Raw genomic sequence first — 18,252 nt, 5'->3', positions numbered from 1 at the left:
TACCGCAGCTGATACGGGCGAACCCCGGCAACGGGGTTAACGAAATTCGCGGAACCCCCGCGAATTTCAGGCCGCGGCGGCCATCCGCAACAGTTCCTCGCCTTCGGCCACCTGCTCGCCGGGCGAGAACATCAGTTCCTCGACCGTGCCGTCGGCGGGCGCTGCGATGGTGTGCTCCATCTTCATGGCTTCCATCACCGCCAGCGGCTGGCCGCGGCTGACCTTGTCGCCGGCCTTCACGGCGAAGGACACCACCTTGCCGGGCATCGGCGCGGTGAGCCGGCCGCCTTCGGCCTGCGTGTCGCCCGCGTGGGCGAGGCGGTCGATGGCGGTGATCTTCGTGGCGCCCTTCGCGGCGAACACGTGGGCCGTGGCGCCGTCCAGGTGCACGTCGAGCGTCTGGCGCGAGCCGCCGAACTCGACCTCGAACTCGCCCGTGGGGAACCGGCCGATGACCAGCGGCCCGGCCGTGCCGCCGGCTTCGAGCCAGAGTCCGCCGTCGCGCTTGTAGGTCAGCACGGCTGTCTGCGGCGCACCGCGGAACTCGAAATCGAAGTGGCGCCGGTACTCGCCCAGCGCACGCCAGCCATCGCGGCGGGCAAAGGGATCGGGCATCTTCGCGGGCCACTCGGTGACCAGCGTGCGCGTGATCGCGGCGGCGGCCGCCAGCGGCAGGCCCAGCGCCTCGCGGTCGAACAGCACGGCGCGCTCGCGCTCGATCAGCGCGGTGTCCAGGTTGGCCTTGGAGAACGATTCGGTCGCCAGGATGCCGCGCAGGAACTGCACGTTGGTCGCCACGCCCACGATCTGCACCTGCGCGAGCGCCGCGTCGAGCCGGGCCAGCGCCTCGGCGCGCGTGCTGCCGTGCACGATCAGCTTGGCGATCATCGAGTCGTAGAACGGCGAGATCTCGCCGCCCTCGCGCACGCCGTCGTCGATGCGCACGCGGCTGCGCTGGAAGGCGGTCGCCTGGGGCTTGCGGTACACACGCAGCGTGCCGGTGGCGGGCAGGAAGTTGTTGTCGGGGTTCTCGGCGCAGATGCGCGCTTCGATCGCGTGGCCGTGGATCTGCAGTTCGGATTGCTTGGCGGGCAGCGTCTCGCCCGAAGCCACGCGCAGTTGCCATTCGACGAGGTCGAGGCCGGTGATCGCTTCGGTCACCGGGTGCTCCACCTGCAGGCGCGTATTCATCTCCATGAAGAAGAAGTTCATCTCGCCGCCCTCGCGCTGCTCGACGATGAATTCCACCGTGCCCGCGCCCACGTAGTTGACGGCGCGCGCAGCGGCCACGGCGGCATCTCCCATTTCCTTCCGCATCGCCTCGGTCATGCCGGGCGCGGGCGCTTCTTCCAGCACCTTCTGGTGGCGGCGCTGCACCGAGCAATCGCGCTCGAACAGGTAGACACAGTTGCCGTGCGTGTCGCCGAACACCTGGATCTCGATGTGGCGCGGGCGCTGCACGTATTTTTCGATCAGCACCGCGTCGTCGCCGAAGCTGTTGATGGCTTCGCGCCGGCACGACGCCAGCGCCGCGGCGAAGTCCTCGGCCTTGTCGACCGCACGCATGCCCTTGCCGCCGCCGCCCGCGCTCGCCTTGATGAGCACCGGGTAGCCGATGCGGTCGGCCTCGCGCTGCAGCAGCGCCGGGTCCTGGTCGTGGCCGTGGTAGCCGGGCACCAGCGGCACGCCGGCCTTTTCCATCAGCTGCTTGGACTCGGCCTTCAGGCCCATCGCCTTGATCGCCGAGGGCGGCGGGCCGATGAAAACCAGGCCCGCGTCGGCGCAGGCCTGCGCGAACTCTTCGTTCTCGCTCAGGAAGCCGTAGCCCGGGTGCACCGCCTCGGCGCCCGTGGCCTTGGCGGCTTCGAGGATTCGCTCCCAGCGCAGGTAGCTTTCCTTGGGCGCGCTGCCGCCGATGTGCACCGACTCATCGCAGGCGCGCACATGGTTGGCGTGCGCATCGGCATCGGAATACACGGCGACCGTGCGGATGGCCATGCGGCGGGCGGTTGCGGCAACACGGCAGGCGATCTCGCCACGGTTGGCAATGAGGATCTTCTTAAACATTCGGAGTGTCTCCCGGAGGATTCTTTTTCAGTTGAAACGCAGGCACGACGCCCGGATCGGGCCGGCCGCTGAAGATGCGGGCCACGCGGCTGAACAGCGCGCGCAAGAAACGCCAGCTCTTGCGGATGAGCCACACGCTGAGCACCAGCACGACGACGAACAGCACGAGAAAAACGAGCGGATGCGCGACGGCCAGCCACAGCCCCGCAGGCACCATCGTGTCTTCGACCAGCGAGGCGCCCACGTTGGAAAACGGCTCGGGCGAGGTGTTGATGGCCGCCCGCGTCGTGGCCTTGGCCGCATGCGCGGTGGCCGCGAAACCGCCGCCGACCAGCGCGGCGACGATGGCCATCACGCCATGGTCCGCGCCGAACACGCTGGCCGCGAGCGCGGCGCCGGCGGGAATGCGGATCGCGGTGTGAACCACGTCCCACAGCGAGTCAAGCCCCGGGATCTTGTCGGCGAAGAACTCGATGAACACCATGAAGCCGCTGGCCGCGATCACCACCGGATGCGCCAGCAGTTGCAGCCCGCTCGGCAGCGGAACCCAGCCGAAGTAGCCGACGATGCCCGTCAACAGCACGACCAGGTACAGCCGCACGCCGCTGGCCCAGCCGATGGCGGCGGCCAGTGCGAGCAATTGGGGCATGTCGAGGCTGGTGTTCATGGCGCGGCCTTGCCTGTCAGCCTGCGAGCCAGGAGGGCTTGCGCTTCTGCAGGAAGGCCTGCACGCCCTCGCGGCCTTCGTCGCTTGCACGGATGTCGGCGATGCCTTCGACGGTCTTCGCGATGAGCGCGTCGTCGATCTCGCGGCCGTCCACGTCGGCGATCAATTGCTTGCAGGCGCGCACGGCGGCCGGGCTCGCGCCGGTCAGCGCCTTCAGGAGTTCGTCGACCTTGGCATCGAGCGCATCCGCGGCCACCACCTCATGCACGAAGCCGATGCGATGCGCCTCGGCGGCGGTGAAGCGCTCGGCCGTGAGGAAGTAGCGCTGCGAGGCGCGCGTGCCCATCGCGCGCAGCACATACGGGCTGATGGTCGCGGGCACGAGGCCGATCTTCACTTCGCTGAGGCAATACCAGGCGGTGTCCACGCTCACGGCCATGTCGCAGGCGGCGACGAGCCCCATGCCGCCCGCATACACATCGCCCTGCACGCGTGTGATGGTGGGCTTGGGGCACTCGGCGATGGTGCGCAGCATGTCGGCCAGCTTGCCCGCGTCGGCGATGTTCTCGTCGCGCGTGTAGTCGGCCATGCGGCGCATCCAGTTGAGGTTCGCGCCGGCGCAGAAGGCCGGGCCGTTGGCGCCGAGCACGATGGCTTTCACCTGCGGCGCGGCGCCGGCTTCGGTGAAGGCCTGCGTCAGCTCGGCGATCACGATGTCGTCGAAGGCGTTGCGTGCGTCGGGCTGGTCGAGCCAGATGCGGGCGATGGCGCCTTCCAAGTTCAGCTGCAGTTTGGTGTAGTCGCTCATGTCCGTCGTGTCTTGTCTGTCGTCATTGCGCATGCCGGGCCAGGCCGAGCTTCGCGAGGAACTGCTCCACCATGGGCACCCAGATCGCGGTGTTGTCGCGGCCTTCGAAGAAGGCGTGGCCGTCGTTGCCGTAGGGCGGCACGCCCTCGAAGCGCACGTCGGCGCCCTGGGCCCTGTACGCCGCCAGCAGGCGGCTCGCCAGCGCGGGTCCGAAGAAGTGATCGTTCTCGGAATAGACCCACAGCATCGGCACCTTGGTGGTCGATGCGTAGCGGCCGAAGGCATCGACCAGCTTCGCTTCGCTGCATACGTCGTCCGGGCCGCGCGAGCCGCGTCCGCCCGCGAAGTTGATGGTGCCGACCACGCCCGCGGGGTTCAGGCTCGACAGCGCCAGCACGCCGAAGCCGCCGGCCGACTTGCCCAGCAGCACCATGTGCTGCGCATCGGCGTAGGGCAGCGTGCGCGCGTAGTCGAGCGCCGCGCCGATGTCCTTCGCGGTTTCGAGCCCGGCCTGCACGTAGTCGGGGTTGGCGCAACTGAAGTAGTTCTCGGCCCAGGGCCCGTCGGACTTTCCGTAGCCGCGGCGCAACGGGTTGATGACCAGGAAGCCACGCTTGGCGAAGAACTCCGCCTGCCGCGCATAGCGGTCCTGCATCTTCGGAAAGTCGGTGGGCGAACGCGGCGTGCCGTGATTGATCACCAGCACCGGAAACGGCCCGTCGCCCTCGGGCCTGTATTCGACGCCGGCCAGCTTGATGCGCGACTCGCCGAAGAAGCCCTTGACCGTCATCGGTATCTCGACATCGCGGCGCGCCACGTTCTGCGCGTGCGCGCCCAGCGCCGTGAAGAGCAGGGCCGCGATGAGCGATAGCTGGCGAAGCGTCATGAACGTTTCCTTGACGGACCCTACATCCGGAAGATGCCGAACTTCGGCTCGGGAATCGGCGCGTTGCGCGACGCGGCCAGGCCCAGCGCGAGCACGCGGCGCGTATCGGCCGGATCGATGATGCCGTCGTCCCACAGCCGCGCGGTCGCGTAGTAGGGATGGCCCTGGTCCTCGTACTGCTGGCGGATCGGCGCCTTGAAGGCTTCTTCCTCGTCCTGGCTCCAGCTGCCGCCCTTCAACTCGATGCCGTCGCGCTTGACCGTGGCCAGCACGCTCGCGGCCTGCTCGCCGCCCATCACGCTGATGCGCGCGTTGGGCCACATCCAGAGGAAGCGCGGGCTGTACGCGCGGCCGCACATGCCGTAGTTGCCGGCGCCGAAGCTGCCGCCGATGATGATGGTGAACTTGGGCACGTTGGCCGTGGCCACGGCCGTCACCATCTTGGCGCCGTGGCGCGCGATGCCTTCGTTCTCGTACTTGCGGCCGACCATGAAGCCGGTGATGTTCTGCAGGAACACCAGCGGCGTCTTGCGGTGGCAGCACAGCTCGATGAAGTGCGCGCCCTTCTGCGCCGACTCGCTGAACAGGATGCCGTTGTTGGCGATGATGCCCACGGGCATGCCCTCGATCTCGGCGAAGCCGCAGACCAGCGTGGCACCAAAGCGCGCCTTGAACTCGTGGAACTCGCTGCCGTCGACGATGCGCGCGATGATCTCGCGCACGTCGAAGGGCTTGCGGGTGTCGGTGGGGATCACGCCGTAGAGCTCTTCGCGCGGGAACGCGGGCGCGCTCACCGCCGGTTGTGCCGCCGCCTGTTGCGCAGCAGCCTTCGCGTTGAGATTGGCAACCGCCGAACGCGCGAGCGCCAGCGCATGCAGGTCGTTCTGCGCGAGGTGGTCGACCACGCCCGAGAGCCGGGTGTGCACGTCGCCGCCACCGAGGTCTTCGGCCGTGACGACCTCGCCCGTGGCCGCCTTCACGAGCGGCGGGCCGCCCAGGAAGATGGTGCCCTGGTTCTTCACGATGATCGATTCGTCGCTCATCGCCGGCACATACGCACCGCCCGCCGTGCACGAGCCCATGACCACCGCGATCTGCGGAATGCCCTGGGCGCTCATGTTGGCCTGGTTGTAGAAGATGCGGCCGAAGTGGTCGCGGTCGGGAAACACCTCGTCCTGGTTCGGCAGGTTGGCGCCGCCCGAGTCGACGAGATAGATGCAGGGCAGGCGGTTCTGCTCGGCGACTTCCTGCGCGCGCAGGTGCTTCTTCACCGTCATCGGGTAGTAGGTGCCGCCCTTCACCGTCGCGTCGTTGCAGACGATCATGCAATCGACGCCGTTCACGCGGCCGATGCCGGTGATGATGCCGGCGCCGGGCGCCGATTCGGCCCCCTTGGCATCGAGGTACATCGCATGCGCGGCCAGCGGCGCGAGCTCCAGGAACGGCGTGCCGGGGTCGAGCAGCTCGGCCACGCGGTCGCGCGGCAGCAGCTTGCCGCGCGCGGTGTGCTTGGCGCGTGCAGCCTCGCCGCCGCCCTGTTCCACTTTCGCGAACTGCGCGTGCAGGTCGTCGACCAATGCGCGCATGGCTGCTGCGTTGGCCTGGAAGTCGGCTGAACGCGCATTCAGTTTGGTTTCGAGTTTGCTCATGCTGTCTTTTCTTGAGTCAGACCGAGTTGCTCGGTCATGGCATCGCGGATCTTGAATTTCTGGATCTTGCCGGTCACCGTCATCGGGAACTCGGTGACGAACTGGATGTACCTGGGCACCTTGTAGTGCGCGATCTGGCCCTTGCAGAAGTCGCGGATCTCGGTGTCGGTCGCGGTCTGGCCGGGCTTGACGATGATCCAGGCGCAGAGTTCTTCGCCGTATTTTTTGTCGGGGAGGCCGACCACCTGCACGTCCTGTACCTTCGGGTGGCGGTACAGGAATTCCTCGATCTCGCGCGGGTAGATGTTCTCGCCGCCGCGGATCACCAGGTCCTTGATGCGGCCCACGATGTTGACGTAGCCCTCGGCGTCCATGGTGGCGAGGTCGCCGGTGTGCATCCAGTGCTCGGCGTCGATGGCCTCGCGTGTGCGCGGCTCGTCTTCCCAGTAGCCGTGCATCACCGAATAGCCGCGGGTGCAGAGCTCGCCCGACTTGCCCACGGGCATGACCGCGCCGGTCTCCGGATCGATGATCTTCACCTCGAGGTGCGGCTGCACCGTGCCGACGGTGGACACGCGCTTGTCCAGCGGCGTGTCCGTGCTGCTCTGGCAGCTCACCGGGCTGGTCTCGGTCATGCCGTAGGCGATGGTGATCTCGTTCAGGTGCATCTGGTCGACCACGCGCTTCATCACCTCGGTCGGGCACGGCGAGCCGGCCATGATGCCGGTGCGCAGCGTGGAGAGGTCGAACTCCTTGAAGCGCGGATGGTCGAGTTCGGCGATGAACATCGTGGGCACGCCATGCAGGCCGGTGCACTTCTCGGCCTGCACGGTCTCCAGCACCGTGAGCGGATCGAAGCCGTCGTTCGGGTACACGATGGCCGAGCCGTGCGTGAGGCAGGCCAGGTTGCCCAGCACCATGCCGAAGCAGTGGTACAGCGGCACCGGAATGCAGAGCTTGTCGATGGGCGAGAGCTTCATGCACTCGCCGATGAAGAAGCCGTTGTTCAGGATGTTGCGGTGCGTGAGCGTCGCGCCCTTCGGAAAGCCCGTGGTGCCGCTGGTGAACTGGATGTTGATGGGGTCGGTGGCCTTCAGCGTCTTCTGGACCTGTGCCACGCGCGGGTCGGCTGCATCGCCGCTGGCGAGCAGCTGGCTGAAGCGTTGCATGCCCGGCTCCTGCACATCGGCGGCCGCCTTGCCGTCGATCCAGAAGGTGTGCTGCAGCTGCGGCAGGCGCTTGGCGCCCAGCTCGCGCAGCATGCCCAGGTAGTCGCTGGTCTTGAACTGCGCCATCGTCACGAGCACCTTGCAACCGACTTTGTTGAGCGCGTATTCGAGCTCCGAGGTGCGGTAGGCCGGGTTGATGTTCACAAGGATCAGGCCGACCTTGGCGGTGGCGATCTGCATCAGCACCCAGGGTGCGTTGTTGTGCGACCAGATACCGACGCGGTCGCCGGGCACGAGGCCCAGGTTCAGCAGCGCGCTCGCGAGGCGGTTCGATTCAGTCTGCAGCTCGCGGTAGGTGAAGCGCAGGCCTTCGTGGCGGCTGACGAGGGCTTCGCGGTCGGGTTGTCGCGCGACCATGTCGTCGAAGAAGTCGCCGATGGGTTGTTCGATGAGAGGGACGTCGGTGGCGCCCTTGCCGTAGCTCTCGGTCAACGCAGCAGTCATGCTCATGTCCTTCCTTGTCTCCGTTTGTCTTGCTCCTTCCCCCGCTGGGGAAAGGTTGGGATGGGGGCAAGCAACGCTGGTTGAATGCAGTGCCTCATCGAACGCTGCGTGCCCCACCCCTGCCCTCCCCGGAGGGGGAGGGAGAAAAACATCCTAGGCGGTTTCCGCGAACAGCTCGCGACCGATCAGCATGCGGCGGATCTCGCTCGTGCCCGCGCCGATCTCGTACAGCTTGGCGTCGCGCCACAGCCGCTCCACCGGAAAGTCCTTGGTGTAGCCCACGCCGCCCAGCGCCTGGATCGCCTCGCCGGCCATCCACGTCGCCTTCTCGGCCGAGTAGAGAATCGCGCCGGCCGCGTCCTTGCGGAAGGTGCGCGCATGGTCGTTGCGGTCGCAGGCCTTGCCCACCGCGTACACGTAGGCGCGCGTGGCCTGCCACGTCGAATACATGTCCGCCAGCTTGCCCTGCATCAGCTGGAACTCGCCGATGCTCTGGCCGAATTGCTTCCGCTCATGGATGAAGGGCAGCACTGCGTCCATGCACGCGGCCATGATGCCCAGCGGGCCGCCCGAGAGCACGGCACGCTCGTAGTCCAGGCCGCTCATCAGCACCTTCGCGCCCAGGCCTTCGCCGCCGAGCACGTTCTCTTCGGGCACTTCGCAGTTGTCGAAGAACAGCGGGTAGGTGTTGGAGCCGCGCATGCCGAGCTTGTCCAGCTTGGTGCCTGCAGAGAAGCCCTTGAAGTTCTTCTCGACGATGAAGGCCGTCATGCCGCGCGCGCCCATCTCGGGCTCGGTCTTGGCGTAGATGACCAGCGTGTCGGCGTCGCCGCCGTTGGTGATCCACATCTTGCCGCCGTTGAGCACGTAGAAGCCGTTCTTCTTCTCGGCCTTGAGCTTCATGCTCACCACGTCGGAGCCGGCGTTGGGCTCGCTCATGGCCAGTGCGCCGACGTGCTCGCCGCTCACCAGCTTGGGCAGGTACTTCTTCTTCTGCGCGTCGCTGCCGTTGCGGTGGATCTGGTTCACGCACAGGTTGGAGTGCGCGCCGTACGACAGGCCCACCGAGGCCGAGGCGCGCGAGACTTCTTCCATGGCCACGATGTGCGCCAGGTAGCCCAGCTCGGTGCCGCCGAACTCTTCCTTCACCGTCATGCCGTGCAGGCCGAGTTCGCCCAGCTTCTGCCAGAGGTCGTGCGGGAACAGGTTGTCGCGGTCGATGTCGGCGGCGCGCGGCGCGATTTCATTCGCGGCGAAGTCCTGGATGGCGCTGCGCAGCGAGTCGATGTCCTCGCCCAGGTCGAAGTTCAGGCCGGGATCGTGCATGTGTCTTGTCTCCTCTGAGGGGTCGGCGCGCAGGGCTGCCCACGCGGAATGGCGCTTGGAACAATTGCAGCTTACGCCTCGCCGCGCCGCAATTGGCGCCACAATGGTTGCAAATTGCGCCACGCCTTTACCGTTCGACCATGACCTCGCCCGCCTTCCTGAAGCCCGCCCGCGCCGTCACCCCCATGGCCTTCGTGAGAGCCATCGCGAAGGGCTACGAGCGGTATGAAAAGGACCCCGCCGAGGCCCTGAAGGCGGCACAGATCACGCCGCGCGAGCTGGCCCGGCCGGGCGCACGGGTGACGGCGGCGCAGTTCGAAGCGCTCTCGGAACATGCCATGCAGGAGCTGGACGACGAGGCCCTGGGCTGGTTCTCGCGGCGCCTGCCCTGGGGCAGCTACGGCATGCTGTGCCGCGCCTCGCTGACCTCGCCCGACCTGGGCGTGGCCATCAAGCGCTGGTGCCGCCACCACCGCCTGCTGACCGAGGACATCGGCCTCGCGCTCGAAGTGTCGGGCGGCGTGGCCACGCTGCGCATCGCCGAGAACCGCCCGCTGGACGAGGCCTTTCGCGAGTTCTGCCTGGTGACCAGCCTGCGCTTCATGCACGGCTACATGTGCTGGGCGATCGACTCGCGCATCTCGCTGCGCAACGCCACCTTTCCGTTCGCGGCGCCGCCGCACCGCGACGCCTACGCCCCGATGTTCACGCCCGAGGTGCGCTTCGACGCAGCAGAGGCCTCCTTGAGCTTCGATGAGCGCTACCTCGCGCTGCCGCTGCAGCGCGACGAGCGCGCACTGCGCACCATGCTCAAGCGCGCGCTGCCGCTCACCATCCTGCAGTACCGCCGCGACCGCCTGCTGGGCCAGCGCGTGCGCGAACTGCTGCGCTCGCGTGCCGCCGAGGCCACCACCGCGGAGGCACTGGCCGGCCTGCTCAACGTGTCGAGCCGCACGCTGCACCGGCAACTGCACGAGGAAGGCACGTCGCTGCAGACGCTGAAGAACGAAGTGCGCCACGAGCTCGCCGTGGAGCAGTTGCGCCGCACCAACCGCCCGATCAAGCAGGTGGCGCTGGCGGTGGGCTTTCGCAACGAGAAGAGTTTTTCACGCGCGTTCCTGCAATGGACCGGGCATGCGCCGCGGGACTTCCGGCAGCAGGGCCTGTAGCGGCGAAGGCGCGAAGAGGCGAAGAGGCGTCAGGCCGGCTGCGCGATCTTCGCGAGCACGTCGGCGATGGACTGGCTGTCCTCCGGCCGCACGAGCTTGGCGACTTCCTTGCCGTCGCGCATGAACACCAGCGTGGGCCAGAGCCGCACGTTGAACGAACGGCCCAGCGGGCGGCCGCTGCCGTCCTCGACCTTGATGCGCGGGATGTCCGGGTATTGGGCGAAGGCCTCGGCGATGTTCGGTTGCGCGGCCTTGCAGATGCCGCACCAGTTGGTGCCGAACTCGACCACGGCGGGCCCCGAGCGTGCGTCGATCTCGGCGCGGTCGGGTTGTTCTGTCTTGTATTCGGAGGTCATGGGCTGTGGTTCCTGTATTCCTGCGACTTGGAATCGATGCCGTTCATTCCACCAGAAACTCAGGCCGCCTGCAGGCCGTAACCCGATAGCAACGCGGGCAGTTCGGTCATGTCGCTGAACACCTTCACCGCGCCCACGCTCAGCAGTGGACCTGGCCCGCTGTGGCCGGATTCGCCCGTGCTGTAGCCGAACACCGTCGCACCCGCGGCCACGCCGGCCATCGCGCCGGTGACCGTGTCTTCGACGACCGCGCAGCGCTTCGGATCGACGCCCAGCGCTTCGGCGGCGGCCAGGTACACGTCGGGATGCGGCTTGGAGCGCGGCATTTCATGGCCGCTGAAGATGCGCCCTTCGAAGCAGTCGAGCAGCCCGACCTTGGCCAGCTGCAGTTCGACCTTGTGGCGGTCCGCGCCCGAGGCACAGGCAATGCGGCCCTTGAGCATCGCGTGGATCTGGCGGATGGCCGCGGGGGCATGGGGGATCGCGGTGAGGTCGCGTTCGAGTGCTTCGTTGCGGCGGGCCCTGAAGGCCCGAAGCCAGTCGTCGGTGATCTTGACGCCGGTCTTCGATTCGATCAGCGCGGCCTCGTCCTTCACGGCCTTGCCGGTGAAGGTGTTCATCGACTCCTCGGTGCTGAGGTGCCAGCCGAGCTCGCCGAGCATCTCGGCGAGCACGCGGTTGGTGATGGGTTCGGAATCGACGAGGACGCCGTCGCAGTCGAACAGGACTGCGGCGAAGGGAAATGGGGTCATTGCGCTGGAGGGGGTTCGGGGGAGTCCCCCATGGTAGCAATGCCCCCCGGCGCGCTCAGGACACCGAATGGATCGGGATGTAAATCTCCCCGCCGCCCGCCATGAACTCCTTGGACTTCTGCTCCATCCCCTCGGCCAGGGCCTCTGCCTCGGCCACGCCCTTCTTCGCGGCGTACTCGCGCACTTCCTGCGTGATCTTCATCGAGCAGAACTTGGGTCCGCACATCGAGCAGAAGTGCGCCACCTTGCTGGAGTCCTTGGGCAGCGTCTCGTCGTGGAATTCGCGCGCGGTGTCGGGGTCCAGGCCCAGGTTGAACTGGTCCTGCCAGCGGAACTCGAAGCGCGCCTTGCTCAGCGCATCGTCGCGTGAGCGCGCACCGGGGTGACCCTTGGCCACGTCGGCCGCATGCGCCGCGATCTTGTACGCGATGATCCCCTGCTTCACGTCGTCGCGATCAGGCAGGCCCAGGTGTTCCTTGGGCGTCACGTAGCACAGCATCGCGGTGCCGGCCCAGCCGATCATCGCGGCGCCGATGGCGCTGGAGATGTGGTCGTAGCCCGGCGCGATGTCAATGGTCAGCGGCCCGAGCGTGTAGAACGGCGCCTCGTGGCAGTGCTTGATCTGCTCGTCCATGTTGGCCTGGATCATGTGCATCGGCACGTGGCCCGGGCCTTCGATCATGGTCTGCACGTCGTGCTTCCATGCGATCTTGGTGAGCTCGCCCAGCGTGCGCAGCTCGGCGAACTGCGCCTCGTCGTTGGCATCGGCGCCCGAGCCCGGACGCAGGCCATCGCCCAGCGAGAAGCTCACGTCGTACGCCTTCATGATGTCGCAGATGTCCTCGAAGCGCTCGTAGAGAAAGCTCTCCTTGTGGTGCGCGATGCACCACTTGGCCATGATCGAGCCGCCGCGCGAGACGATGCCCGTCATGCGGTCGGCCGTCAGGTGAATAAACGGCAGCCGCACGCCCGCGTGGATGGTGAAGTAGTCGATGCCCTGCTCGGCCTGCTCGATCAGCGTGTCGCGGAAGATCTCCCAGGTCAGGTCCTCGGCCACGCCGCCCACTTTTTCCAGCGCCTGGTAGATCGGCACGGTGCCGATGGGCACGGGCGAGTTGCGCACGATCCAGTCGCGCGTGGTGTGGATGTTCTTGCCGGTCGAGAGGTCCATCACGTTGTCGGCGCCCCAGCGGATCGCCCACACGAGCTTCTCGACCTCTTCCTCGATGCTCGAGGTGACGGCCGAGTTGCCGATGTTGGCGTTGATCTTCACCTTGAAGTTGCGGCCGATGGCCATCGGCTCCACTTCGGGGTGGTTGATGTTGGCGGGAATGATCGCGCGGCCACGGGCCACCTCGTCGCGCACGAACTCGGGCGTGATGATGCGCGGAATGCTCGCGCCCATCGGGTTGCCGGCCACGCGCTTGGCGCGCTCCTCGTTGGCAAGGTATTCAGCCATCCATTCGCGCTTGCCGTTCTCGCGCAGCGCCACGTATTCCATCTCGGGCGTGACGATGCCGCGGCGCGCGTAGTGCATCTGCGTGATGTTGGCGCCCGATTTGGCGCGACGCGGCGTGCGCTGCAGGGCCGAGGCGGCGGCGCGCAGCTCGGCCAGGCGCTGGGCGTCGTGGTCGTGGGCGTGCTTCAGGCCCTCGTCCAGCGCCTGGTGCGAGCGGCCCTCGTAGCTCTCGGTGTCGTTGCGCTCGGCGATCCACGCATCGCGCACGCCCGGCAGGCCGCGGCGCACGTCGATGTCGACCTTGGCATCTGTGTACGGGCCCGAGGTGTCGTAGAGCGAGACCGTCTCGCCATTGGTCAGCAGCACGTCGCGCACCGGCACGTTCAGATCGGGCCGGCTGCCCGGGATCAGGCACTTGTGCGATGCGGGAAAGGGCTCGCGCGTGAGCGAGAGCAGGGAGGTGAACTTGTCGGGGGCATTCATGCGGGGCACTCCTTGTTGAGGGAAAGGGTGCTCCGCAATCGCTCGGTGGACTTGGGGCCGTCGCGGAAGGTGGGCGACGGGACCTGGGTCAGGGAGTGCAGCTCTTCTTACGCCGGTATGACCCGGATCAAGTTCGCGGGTCGGCAGCTTTGCCATCTCAGCACACCACGTGTGTGCACCCCGGAGCGGGGCTGATTGTGCGAGCCCCGGCCCGGCGCGTCAACCCGTCTCAGGCCACGGGGTGTTGCAGATCGCCTTCCAGGTAGTACCAGCGTTCGCCTTCCCGGACGAAGCGGCTGCGCTCGTGCAGGCGCGCGGCGGTGCCCGTGCTGCTGCGCTGGCGCGCGACGAATTCGACCTCGGCATGGTCGGCATCGAGCACCGAGCGCGAGCGGATGTCCAGCCCCAGCCACTTGACGCCCGGCTCGAACTCGATCGACGCCGGCCGCTTGGACGCGTGCCAGGTGGCCAGCAGATACTCGGCGCGCTGCAGCACGAAGGCCGAATAGCGCGAGCGCATCAGCGATTCGGCGTCGGGGGCGGGCGTGTTCTCGAAATCGTCGAGATAGCGGCCACAGCACAGGGCGTAGCCGATGGGCTTGTCGCGGCGGTCGGTACGACCGCAGGGGCAAGGTCCGGTGGTGGGATCGATGGCGCTCATGAAGACCGCTATTGGAACACCTCGCGGCGGTCCCTCCGATGGGGCAACCCCGGAGCCAGGCGAAGCTAGCCGACGCGGCTTGCGGCGATCGCGTCCTGCAGCGCCCGCGCATCGGCCGGTTTGTAGATCAGCGCATAGCCCGCGCGCTCGACCTCCACCCGGTTGGCATGGGCGGTTTCGCCCGTCAGGATGACCACGTTGCGCGCCTTGCCCACCGCCTGCAGCGCCTGCGCAGCGGCCAGCCCCGAGAGGCCGCTGCCCAGGCGCAGGTCGCTCAGCATCAGGTCGAACACGCCGCCGTGCTGCAGCGCCTCGCGCGGGTTGGCCGCCAGCGCCACCTCGTGGCCCCAGCCCGAGAGCAGCGAGCGCATCGCCTCGCGCACGGGCTGCTCGTCGTCCAGCACCAGGATGCGGATCGCGGGGGTCGTCCGGCCAGAACCCTGTCCGGCCGGTCCGGCCGGTTCGGCCGATTCGGCCCGTGCCTCGGTCTCCGGCACCTCGACGGGCGCCGGCGCCTCCTCCAGCACCAGCGAAAAGGTGCTGCCGCGCGCCGGCGTGGAGCGCACCTCGATGCGCGAGCCCATCACCCGCGCCATGCCGGCCACCAGCGACAGGCCCAGCCCCAGGCCGCGGCTGCGGTCGCGCCCCGGGTTGTCGACCTGGAAGAACTCCTCGAACACGTGCTCCCGGTGCTGCGCCTGGATGCCCACGCCCGAGTCGCGCACCTCGATGCGCCAGGCCGGCACGCCGTTCGCCGGACGCTGCACCCGCCGCGCGAGCACGAAGACCGTGCCCGCGGGCGTGTACTTGATGGCGTTGTCCACGAGATTGCCCAGCACGCGCGCCAGCATGCGCGCATCGGCCCGCACCACCGCCTCGGTCGGGCGGATGCGCAGCGCGAGCCCCTTGGCGTCGGCCAGCGCCGCGAAACGCCCCTGGAGCGATTCGAAGACCGGATCGAGGTACAGCGGCTCCAGCCGCACCGGGGTCGCGCCGCCGTCGAGCTGCGCGATGTCCAGCAGCGCGTCGATGGAGCCTCGCAGCGCATCGACGCTGTCGCGCATGAAGCGCAGGTTGTCGGCGCGCGGCGCGGTGCGCGTGTCCAGCGCGTCCACGAAGATCGCCAGCGCATGCATCGGCTGGCGCAGGTCGTGGTTGGCGGCCGCGAAGATGCGCGCGCGCTGCGCCGCGAGCTGCGCCACGTGGTCGAGCTGGCGCGCCAGCGCATCGGCCAGGCGCGCCTTCTCGAAGCCGGTCTCGATGGCGCTCACGATCAGCCGGTTCTGCTTGCGTGCGTAGTAGAGCGCGGCGAACATCTGCGAGACCACCAGGCAGCCCATGATGAGCGTCACGTTGCCCGGCTCGACCGCCAGCCGCAGCGCCATGCCCAGGAACATCGGCACGCTGAAGCACACCGCCGCCAGCCACCACTGGGCCAGCGCCGCGATGACGACGCTGGAAACCCCGCTGACGAAAAAGTACATCAGCAGGATCAGCGTGAGGTCGGTGTGCGGAAAGAAGAGCCACGGCGCAAGCCCCCAGATCAGCCCCGGCACCAGCATGCGCAACTCCAGCCGCCGGCGCGTCTGCACCGCCGTGGCGACGTCGATGCCGGCCGGGTCCACGCGGCGCAGGTGCCGGTGGCGCTGCCACTGCGAGGTGTGCACCAGCACGCCCCAGACCAGCGCACCCGGATTGTGGGTGAGTACGAGAAAAGTTATCCAGAAGATGGCGGCGACGGTGGCCGCCATCAGCGGCGTGTCGAAGGTGTCGACCACGTAGGCCCGCGCAAGGCTCTGGTCGACCAGCGGATTGGCATTCGGCGACTCGACCCAGTAGTCGCGGATGCGCTGCAGCATTCCCCCGGGAAAGGGCTTGCGGACGGGGCTGGAGGGGGAGGTGCGCATGGGCGGAAACCGGGCCGCAATTTTGCGCGCTTTGGACCCTGCCGGCGTGCGCCCACCGGGACATCCACCCTTGGCGCGGCGCTTGCTAAACGTTAGCCTTACATGCGACAACCAGAGCGAGGCGGCGATGTACCTGACAGGCTCCGAACAGCAGGCACTGCGCGGCGTATTCACGCTGCTGGCGCAGGAGCGCGGCGAAAGCGATATCCGCGAGCGCCTGGGCTGGGCGCTGCTCGACCTGCTGCATGCGGACCAGTTCGCCTCCTTCGTGTGGAACGCCCAGAGCGGCCGCTTCGACAGCCGCGTGGCGCTCAACATGGACCCGGCCAACCTCGACCGCTATGGCGAATGGCACCAGCACCACGACCCGATCACCTTCGTGCTGCAGTCTTGCCGCCGCGCCACGCGCGTGACCGACGTGATGCCGCAGCGCGAGCTGATGCGCACGGCCTTCTTCACCGACTTTCTCTCGCGCGACGGGCTGCACTGGGGCATGAACCTGCACGCCTTCGAGGGCAACCGCGCGCTGGGCGACCTGCGCATCTGGCGCCGCAAGGGGCGCGGCGATTTCGGCGACCACGAGAAGGGGCTGCTCGACCTGATCGAGCCCGCGTTCATCGGCGCGCTGCAGCGTGCGCAGCGCACCGCGGCTGCGGTGCCCATGCCCGCCGAGGCTTCATGGAATGCCCTGAGCGCGCGCGAGCAGGAGGTCGCACGCGCCGTGTGCGAAGGCCTGACCGACAAGGAGATCGCGCGGCGCATGGCAGTGAGCGTGCCGACGGTGCGCACCTACCTGCGGCGCATCTTCGACAAGCTGGGCATCGAGCGCCGGTCGGCACTGGCCGGCTTCGCCAGGCGCTGACACCGCAGGGCCGCCCTACTTCGCCTTGGGCGCGGGCAGGCGACCCAGCACGCCTTCCACCGCCATGCCGACGGCGAGCAGCTTGCGGTCGCTGCCGGCGGGCCCGTCGAGCTCCAGCCCGATGGGCAGTCCACTTGACGCACCAAGGCCCGAAGGCAGTTGAACGCCCGGAATCCCGGCATTGCTGCCGGGGTCGGTGTTCTGGATCAGCGCGCCGAAGTTCTCGGGGCTGCTGGCCTCGGGCGCGGCGGCCAATGCCACGCGCGGCACCGTCGGGAACACGAGCGCATCGAGCTTGTTCTTCGCGAAGGTGTCGCGATAGAGCTTCTGCAATGCGGGCCGCGCGACGCGCATCGCGTGGTCGTAGGCCGGCTTCGCATCGACCACCCCGTTCGGCGCGGGGAGCTTGCGCGGGATCACGAAGGCCTCGAAGGTGCCCTTGACGTCGGGGCTCGCGATGCCGGCGGTGAGCTGCGCGATGTCGATACCGGTGCGGTACTTCGCGAGGTACGCGACCATGTCGTCGTGCGCCTCGTACAGCGCGAGCGGGAAGCCGATGGCGCCGTTGAGGTCCATGAGTTTGGGCATCTCCACGTCCACCAGCGTGACGCCCGCTGTGCGCAACTTGGCGAGCGCGGCATCGGTGGCAGCACGCGTGTCCGCATCGAGGTTGGCGTAGAAGGCCGGCACCACGCCGAGGCGCACGCGCTTGAGGTCGGCGGGCTTCACCGGCGCGCCGCCTGCGATCACGCGGTCGAGCAGCGCGACGTCGGCCATCGACTGCCCCATCGGCCCCGCGGTGTCGCGCGTGTGCGAGATCGGCGCGATGCCCTGCTGCGAATAGCGTCCCATGCTCGGACGCAGCGACGCGCATCCGTTGAACGCGCACGGAATGCGCACCGAACCGCCCGTGTCGGTGCCCAGCGCCGCCGGCGCCATGCGCGCGCCGAGCGCCGCGCCATTGCCAGACGACGACCCGCCCGCGATGCGGCTCGCGTCGTAGGCGTTGCGCACGCCGACCTCGGGGCCGGTCTGGAACGCGGGGTTGTAGCCCGTGACGCCGAAGGCCAGTTCGTGCATGTTCGTCTTGCCGAGGATGACGGCGCCGGCCGCGCGCAGCTTCGCGACCACGGGCGCATCGGCGGCAGGCACGAAGCCCTTGAGCGCGGGCGAGCCGGCCGTGGCGGGCAGGCCCTGCACCTGGATGTTGTCCTTGATGACCACCGGCAGGCCGGCCAGCGGCTTGCAGGCACCGCCGCGTTTTCGCTGTGCATCGGCGGCGCGCGCGGCCTTCAGCGCGCCGGCCTCGTCGAGCGTGACGAAGGCATTGAGGTTCGCCTTCGCCTTGGCCTCTGCGAGGTAGGCCGAGACCAGCTGCTCGCTGGTCACCGTGCCGGCGCAAAGCTGCTGCACCGCATCGCTCGCGGTCAGCGTGGCGATGTCCACGGCGGCGGGCTGCGCTTGCGCGGAGGCGCCGAGGCACAACAGGGCCGCGGCGAAGGAAGCAGGTTTGAAGATGGACATGGC

15 protein-coding genes and 1 riboswitch are annotated in these 18,252 nt (G+C 68.1%); of the genes, 2 read left to right on the top strand and 13 right to left on the bottom strand.

All coding sequences use genetic code 11. The features are described from left to right. Positions 1 to 66 precede the first annotated feature (66 nt). The 7 genes from BM133_RS29805 to BM133_RS29775 form a co-directional block, all read right to left on the bottom strand. On the bottom strand, positions 67 to 2,067 hold the full coding sequence (locus tag BM133_RS29805) for an acetyl-CoA carboxylase biotin carboxylase subunit (protein ID WP_093442239.1): 2,001 nt from the start codon (positions 2,065 to 2,067) through the stop codon (positions 67 to 69). Next, positions 2,060 to 2,734 carry a DUF4126 domain-containing protein gene (locus BM133_RS29800; RefSeq protein WP_093442236.1) on the bottom strand — a complete coding sequence of 225 codons (675 nt, stop codon included), beginning with the start codon at positions 2,732 to 2,734 and terminating at the stop codon, positions 2,060 to 2,062. The genes BM133_RS29805 and BM133_RS29800 overlap by 8 nt, the downstream gene beginning before the upstream one ends. A gap of 16 nt (positions 2,735 to 2,750) precedes the next feature. Continuing rightward, positions 2,751 to 3,542: an enoyl-CoA hydratase/isomerase family protein gene (locus BM133_RS29795; RefSeq protein ID WP_093442685.1), complete on the bottom strand. Its 792-nt coding sequence runs from the start codon at positions 3,540 to 3,542 to the stop codon at positions 2,751 to 2,753. A gap of 22 nt (positions 3,543 to 3,564) precedes the next feature. Next, positions 3,565 to 4,428, bottom strand: a complete 864-nt coding sequence (locus BM133_RS29790) for an alpha/beta hydrolase family protein (protein WP_093442234.1) — start codon at positions 4,426 to 4,428, stop codon at positions 3,565 to 3,567. A gap of 20 nt (positions 4,429 to 4,448) precedes the next feature. Then, positions 4,449 to 6,077, bottom strand: coding sequence for a carboxyl transferase domain-containing protein (locus BM133_RS29785; RefSeq protein ID WP_093442231.1), 1,629 nt, complete (start codon positions 6,075 to 6,077; stop codon positions 4,449 to 4,451). Continuing rightward, positions 6,074 to 7,756 carry an AMP-binding protein gene (locus BM133_RS29780; protein ID WP_093442228.1) on the bottom strand — a complete coding sequence of 561 codons (1,683 nt, stop codon included), beginning with the start codon at positions 7,754 to 7,756 and terminating at the stop codon, positions 6,074 to 6,076. The genes BM133_RS29785 and BM133_RS29780 overlap by 4 nt, the downstream gene beginning before the upstream one ends. A 147-nt stretch (positions 7,757 to 7,903) precedes the next feature. Then, positions 7,904 to 9,076: an isovaleryl-CoA dehydrogenase gene (locus BM133_RS29775; RefSeq protein ID WP_093442226.1), complete on the bottom strand. Its 1,173-nt coding sequence runs from the start codon at positions 9,074 to 9,076 to the stop codon at positions 7,904 to 7,906. Positions 9,077 to 9,216: 140 nt separating this feature from the next. Here BM133_RS29775 and BM133_RS29770 point away from each other — a divergent pair, with 140 nt between their 5' ends. Continuing rightward, positions 9,217 to 10,245 (top strand): AraC family transcriptional regulator, encoded by a 1,029-nt coding sequence (locus BM133_RS29770; protein WP_093442223.1) that lies wholly within the window; start codon positions 9,217 to 9,219, stop codon positions 10,243 to 10,245. Between the two features lie 29 nt (positions 10,246 to 10,274). Here the strand turns inward: BM133_RS29770 and BM133_RS29765 are convergent, their stop codons facing one another. The 5 genes from BM133_RS29765 to BM133_RS29745 all read right to left on the bottom strand — a co-directional run bounded on the left by BM133_RS29765 (position 10,275) and on the right by BM133_RS29745 (position 15,863). Continuing rightward, the gene (locus tag BM133_RS29765; RefSeq protein WP_093442220.1) at positions 10,275 to 10,601 is read right to left on the bottom strand and encodes a thioredoxin family protein; all 327 of its coding nucleotides are present in this window, start codon (positions 10,599 to 10,601) and stop codon (positions 10,275 to 10,277) included. A gap of 59 nt (positions 10,602 to 10,660) precedes the next feature. Further along, positions 10,661 to 11,353: an HAD family hydrolase gene (locus BM133_RS29760; RefSeq protein WP_093442218.1), complete on the bottom strand. Its 693-nt coding sequence runs from the start codon at positions 11,351 to 11,353 to the stop codon at positions 10,661 to 10,663. Between the two features lie 55 nt (positions 11,354 to 11,408). Further along, the gene (thiC, locus tag BM133_RS29755; protein ID WP_093442215.1) at positions 11,409 to 13,295 is read right to left on the bottom strand and encodes a phosphomethylpyrimidine synthase ThiC; all 1,887 of its coding nucleotides are present in this window, start codon (positions 13,293 to 13,295) and stop codon (positions 11,409 to 11,411) included. An 87-nt stretch (positions 13,296 to 13,382) separates the two neighbouring features. Further along, positions 13,383 to 13,488: riboswitch (TPP riboswitch) on the bottom strand. A 36-nt stretch (positions 13,489 to 13,524) separates the two neighbouring features. Further along, positions 13,525 to 13,956 carry a YchJ family protein gene (locus tag BM133_RS29750; protein WP_093442212.1) on the bottom strand — a complete coding sequence of 144 codons (432 nt, stop codon included), beginning with the start codon at positions 13,954 to 13,956 and terminating at the stop codon, positions 13,525 to 13,527. A 65-nt stretch (positions 13,957 to 14,021) separates the two neighbouring features. Beyond that, positions 14,022 to 15,863 carry an ATP-binding response regulator gene (locus BM133_RS29745; protein WP_093442210.1) on the bottom strand — a complete coding sequence of 614 codons (1,842 nt, stop codon included), beginning with the start codon at positions 15,861 to 15,863 and terminating at the stop codon, positions 14,022 to 14,024. Positions 15,864 to 15,990: 127 nt separating this feature from the next. Between BM133_RS29745 and BM133_RS29740 the strand changes: the two genes are divergently transcribed. After that, positions 15,991 to 16,725: a helix-turn-helix transcriptional regulator gene (locus tag BM133_RS29740; protein ID WP_093442207.1), complete on the top strand. Its 735-nt coding sequence runs from the start codon at positions 15,991 to 15,993 to the stop codon at positions 16,723 to 16,725. A gap of 15 nt (positions 16,726 to 16,740) precedes the next feature. On the opposite strand, the gene iaaH is transcribed toward BM133_RS29740, so the two are convergent. After that, on the bottom strand, positions 16,741 to 18,249 hold the full coding sequence (iaaH, locus tag BM133_RS29735; protein ID WP_218158407.1) for an indoleacetamide hydrolase: 1,509 nt from the start codon (positions 18,247 to 18,249) through the stop codon (positions 16,741 to 16,743). Positions 18,250 to 18,252: the final 3 nt, after the last annotated feature.

Origin of the sequence: Variovorax sp. 770b2, from assembly GCF_900115685.1 — a bacterium.
Lineage (GTDB): Bacteria > Pseudomonadota > Gammaproteobacteria > Burkholderiales > Burkholderiaceae_C > Variovorax.
Note: the sequence above shows the minus strand (reverse complement) of the source record. Positions and strands in the feature narration are given on the sequence as shown.

Excerpts from the sequence above, each read along its gene's own strand:
- BM133_RS29805 (WP_093442239.1), bottom strand. The coding sequence starts at position 2,067 with ATGTTTAAGAAGATCCTCATTGCCAACCGTGGCGAGATCGCCTGCCGT.
- BM133_RS29800 (WP_093442236.1), bottom strand. The coding sequence starts at position 2,734 with ATGAACACCAGCCTCGACATGCCCCAATTGCTCGCACTGGCCGCCGCC.
- BM133_RS29795 (WP_093442685.1), bottom strand. The coding sequence starts at position 3,542 with ATGAGCGACTACACCAAACTGCAGCTGAACTTGGAAGGCGCCATCGCC.
- BM133_RS29790 (WP_093442234.1), bottom strand. The coding sequence starts at position 4,428 with ATGACGCTTCGCCAGCTATCGCTCATCGCGGCCCTGCTCTTCACGGCG.
- BM133_RS29785 (WP_093442231.1), bottom strand. The coding sequence starts at position 6,077 with ATGAGCAAACTCGAAACCAAACTGAATGCGCGTTCAGCCGACTTCCAG.
- BM133_RS29780 (WP_093442228.1), bottom strand. The coding sequence starts at position 7,756 with ATGAGCATGACTGCTGCGTTGACCGAGAGCTACGGCAAGGGCGCCACC.
- BM133_RS29775 (WP_093442226.1), bottom strand. The coding sequence starts at position 9,076 with ATGCACGATCCCGGCCTGAACTTCGACCTGGGCGAGGACATCGACTCG.
- BM133_RS29770 (WP_093442223.1), top strand. The coding sequence starts at position 9,217 with ATGACCTCGCCCGCCTTCCTGAAGCCCGCCCGCGCCGTCACCCCCATG.
- BM133_RS29765 (WP_093442220.1), bottom strand. The coding sequence starts at position 10,601 with ATGACCTCCGAATACAAGACAGAACAACCCGACCGCGCCGAGATCGAC.
- BM133_RS29760 (WP_093442218.1), bottom strand. The coding sequence starts at position 11,353 with ATGACCCCATTTCCCTTCGCCGCAGTCCTGTTCGACTGCGACGGCGTC.
- thiC (WP_093442215.1), bottom strand. The coding sequence starts at position 13,295 with ATGAATGCCCCCGACAAGTTCACCTCCCTGCTCTCGCTCACGCGCGAG.
- BM133_RS29750 (WP_093442212.1), bottom strand. The coding sequence starts at position 13,956 with ATGAGCGCCATCGATCCCACCACCGGACCTTGCCCCTGCGGTCGTACC.
- BM133_RS29745 (WP_093442210.1), bottom strand. The coding sequence starts at position 15,863 with ATGCGCACCTCCCCCTCCAGCCCCGTCCGCAAGCCCTTTCCCGGGGGA.
- BM133_RS29740 (WP_093442207.1), top strand. The coding sequence starts at position 15,991 with ATGTACCTGACAGGCTCCGAACAGCAGGCACTGCGCGGCGTATTCACG.
- iaaH (WP_218158407.1), bottom strand. The coding sequence starts at position 18,249 with ATGTCCATCTTCAAACCTGCTTCCTTCGCCGCGGCCCTGTTGTGCCTC.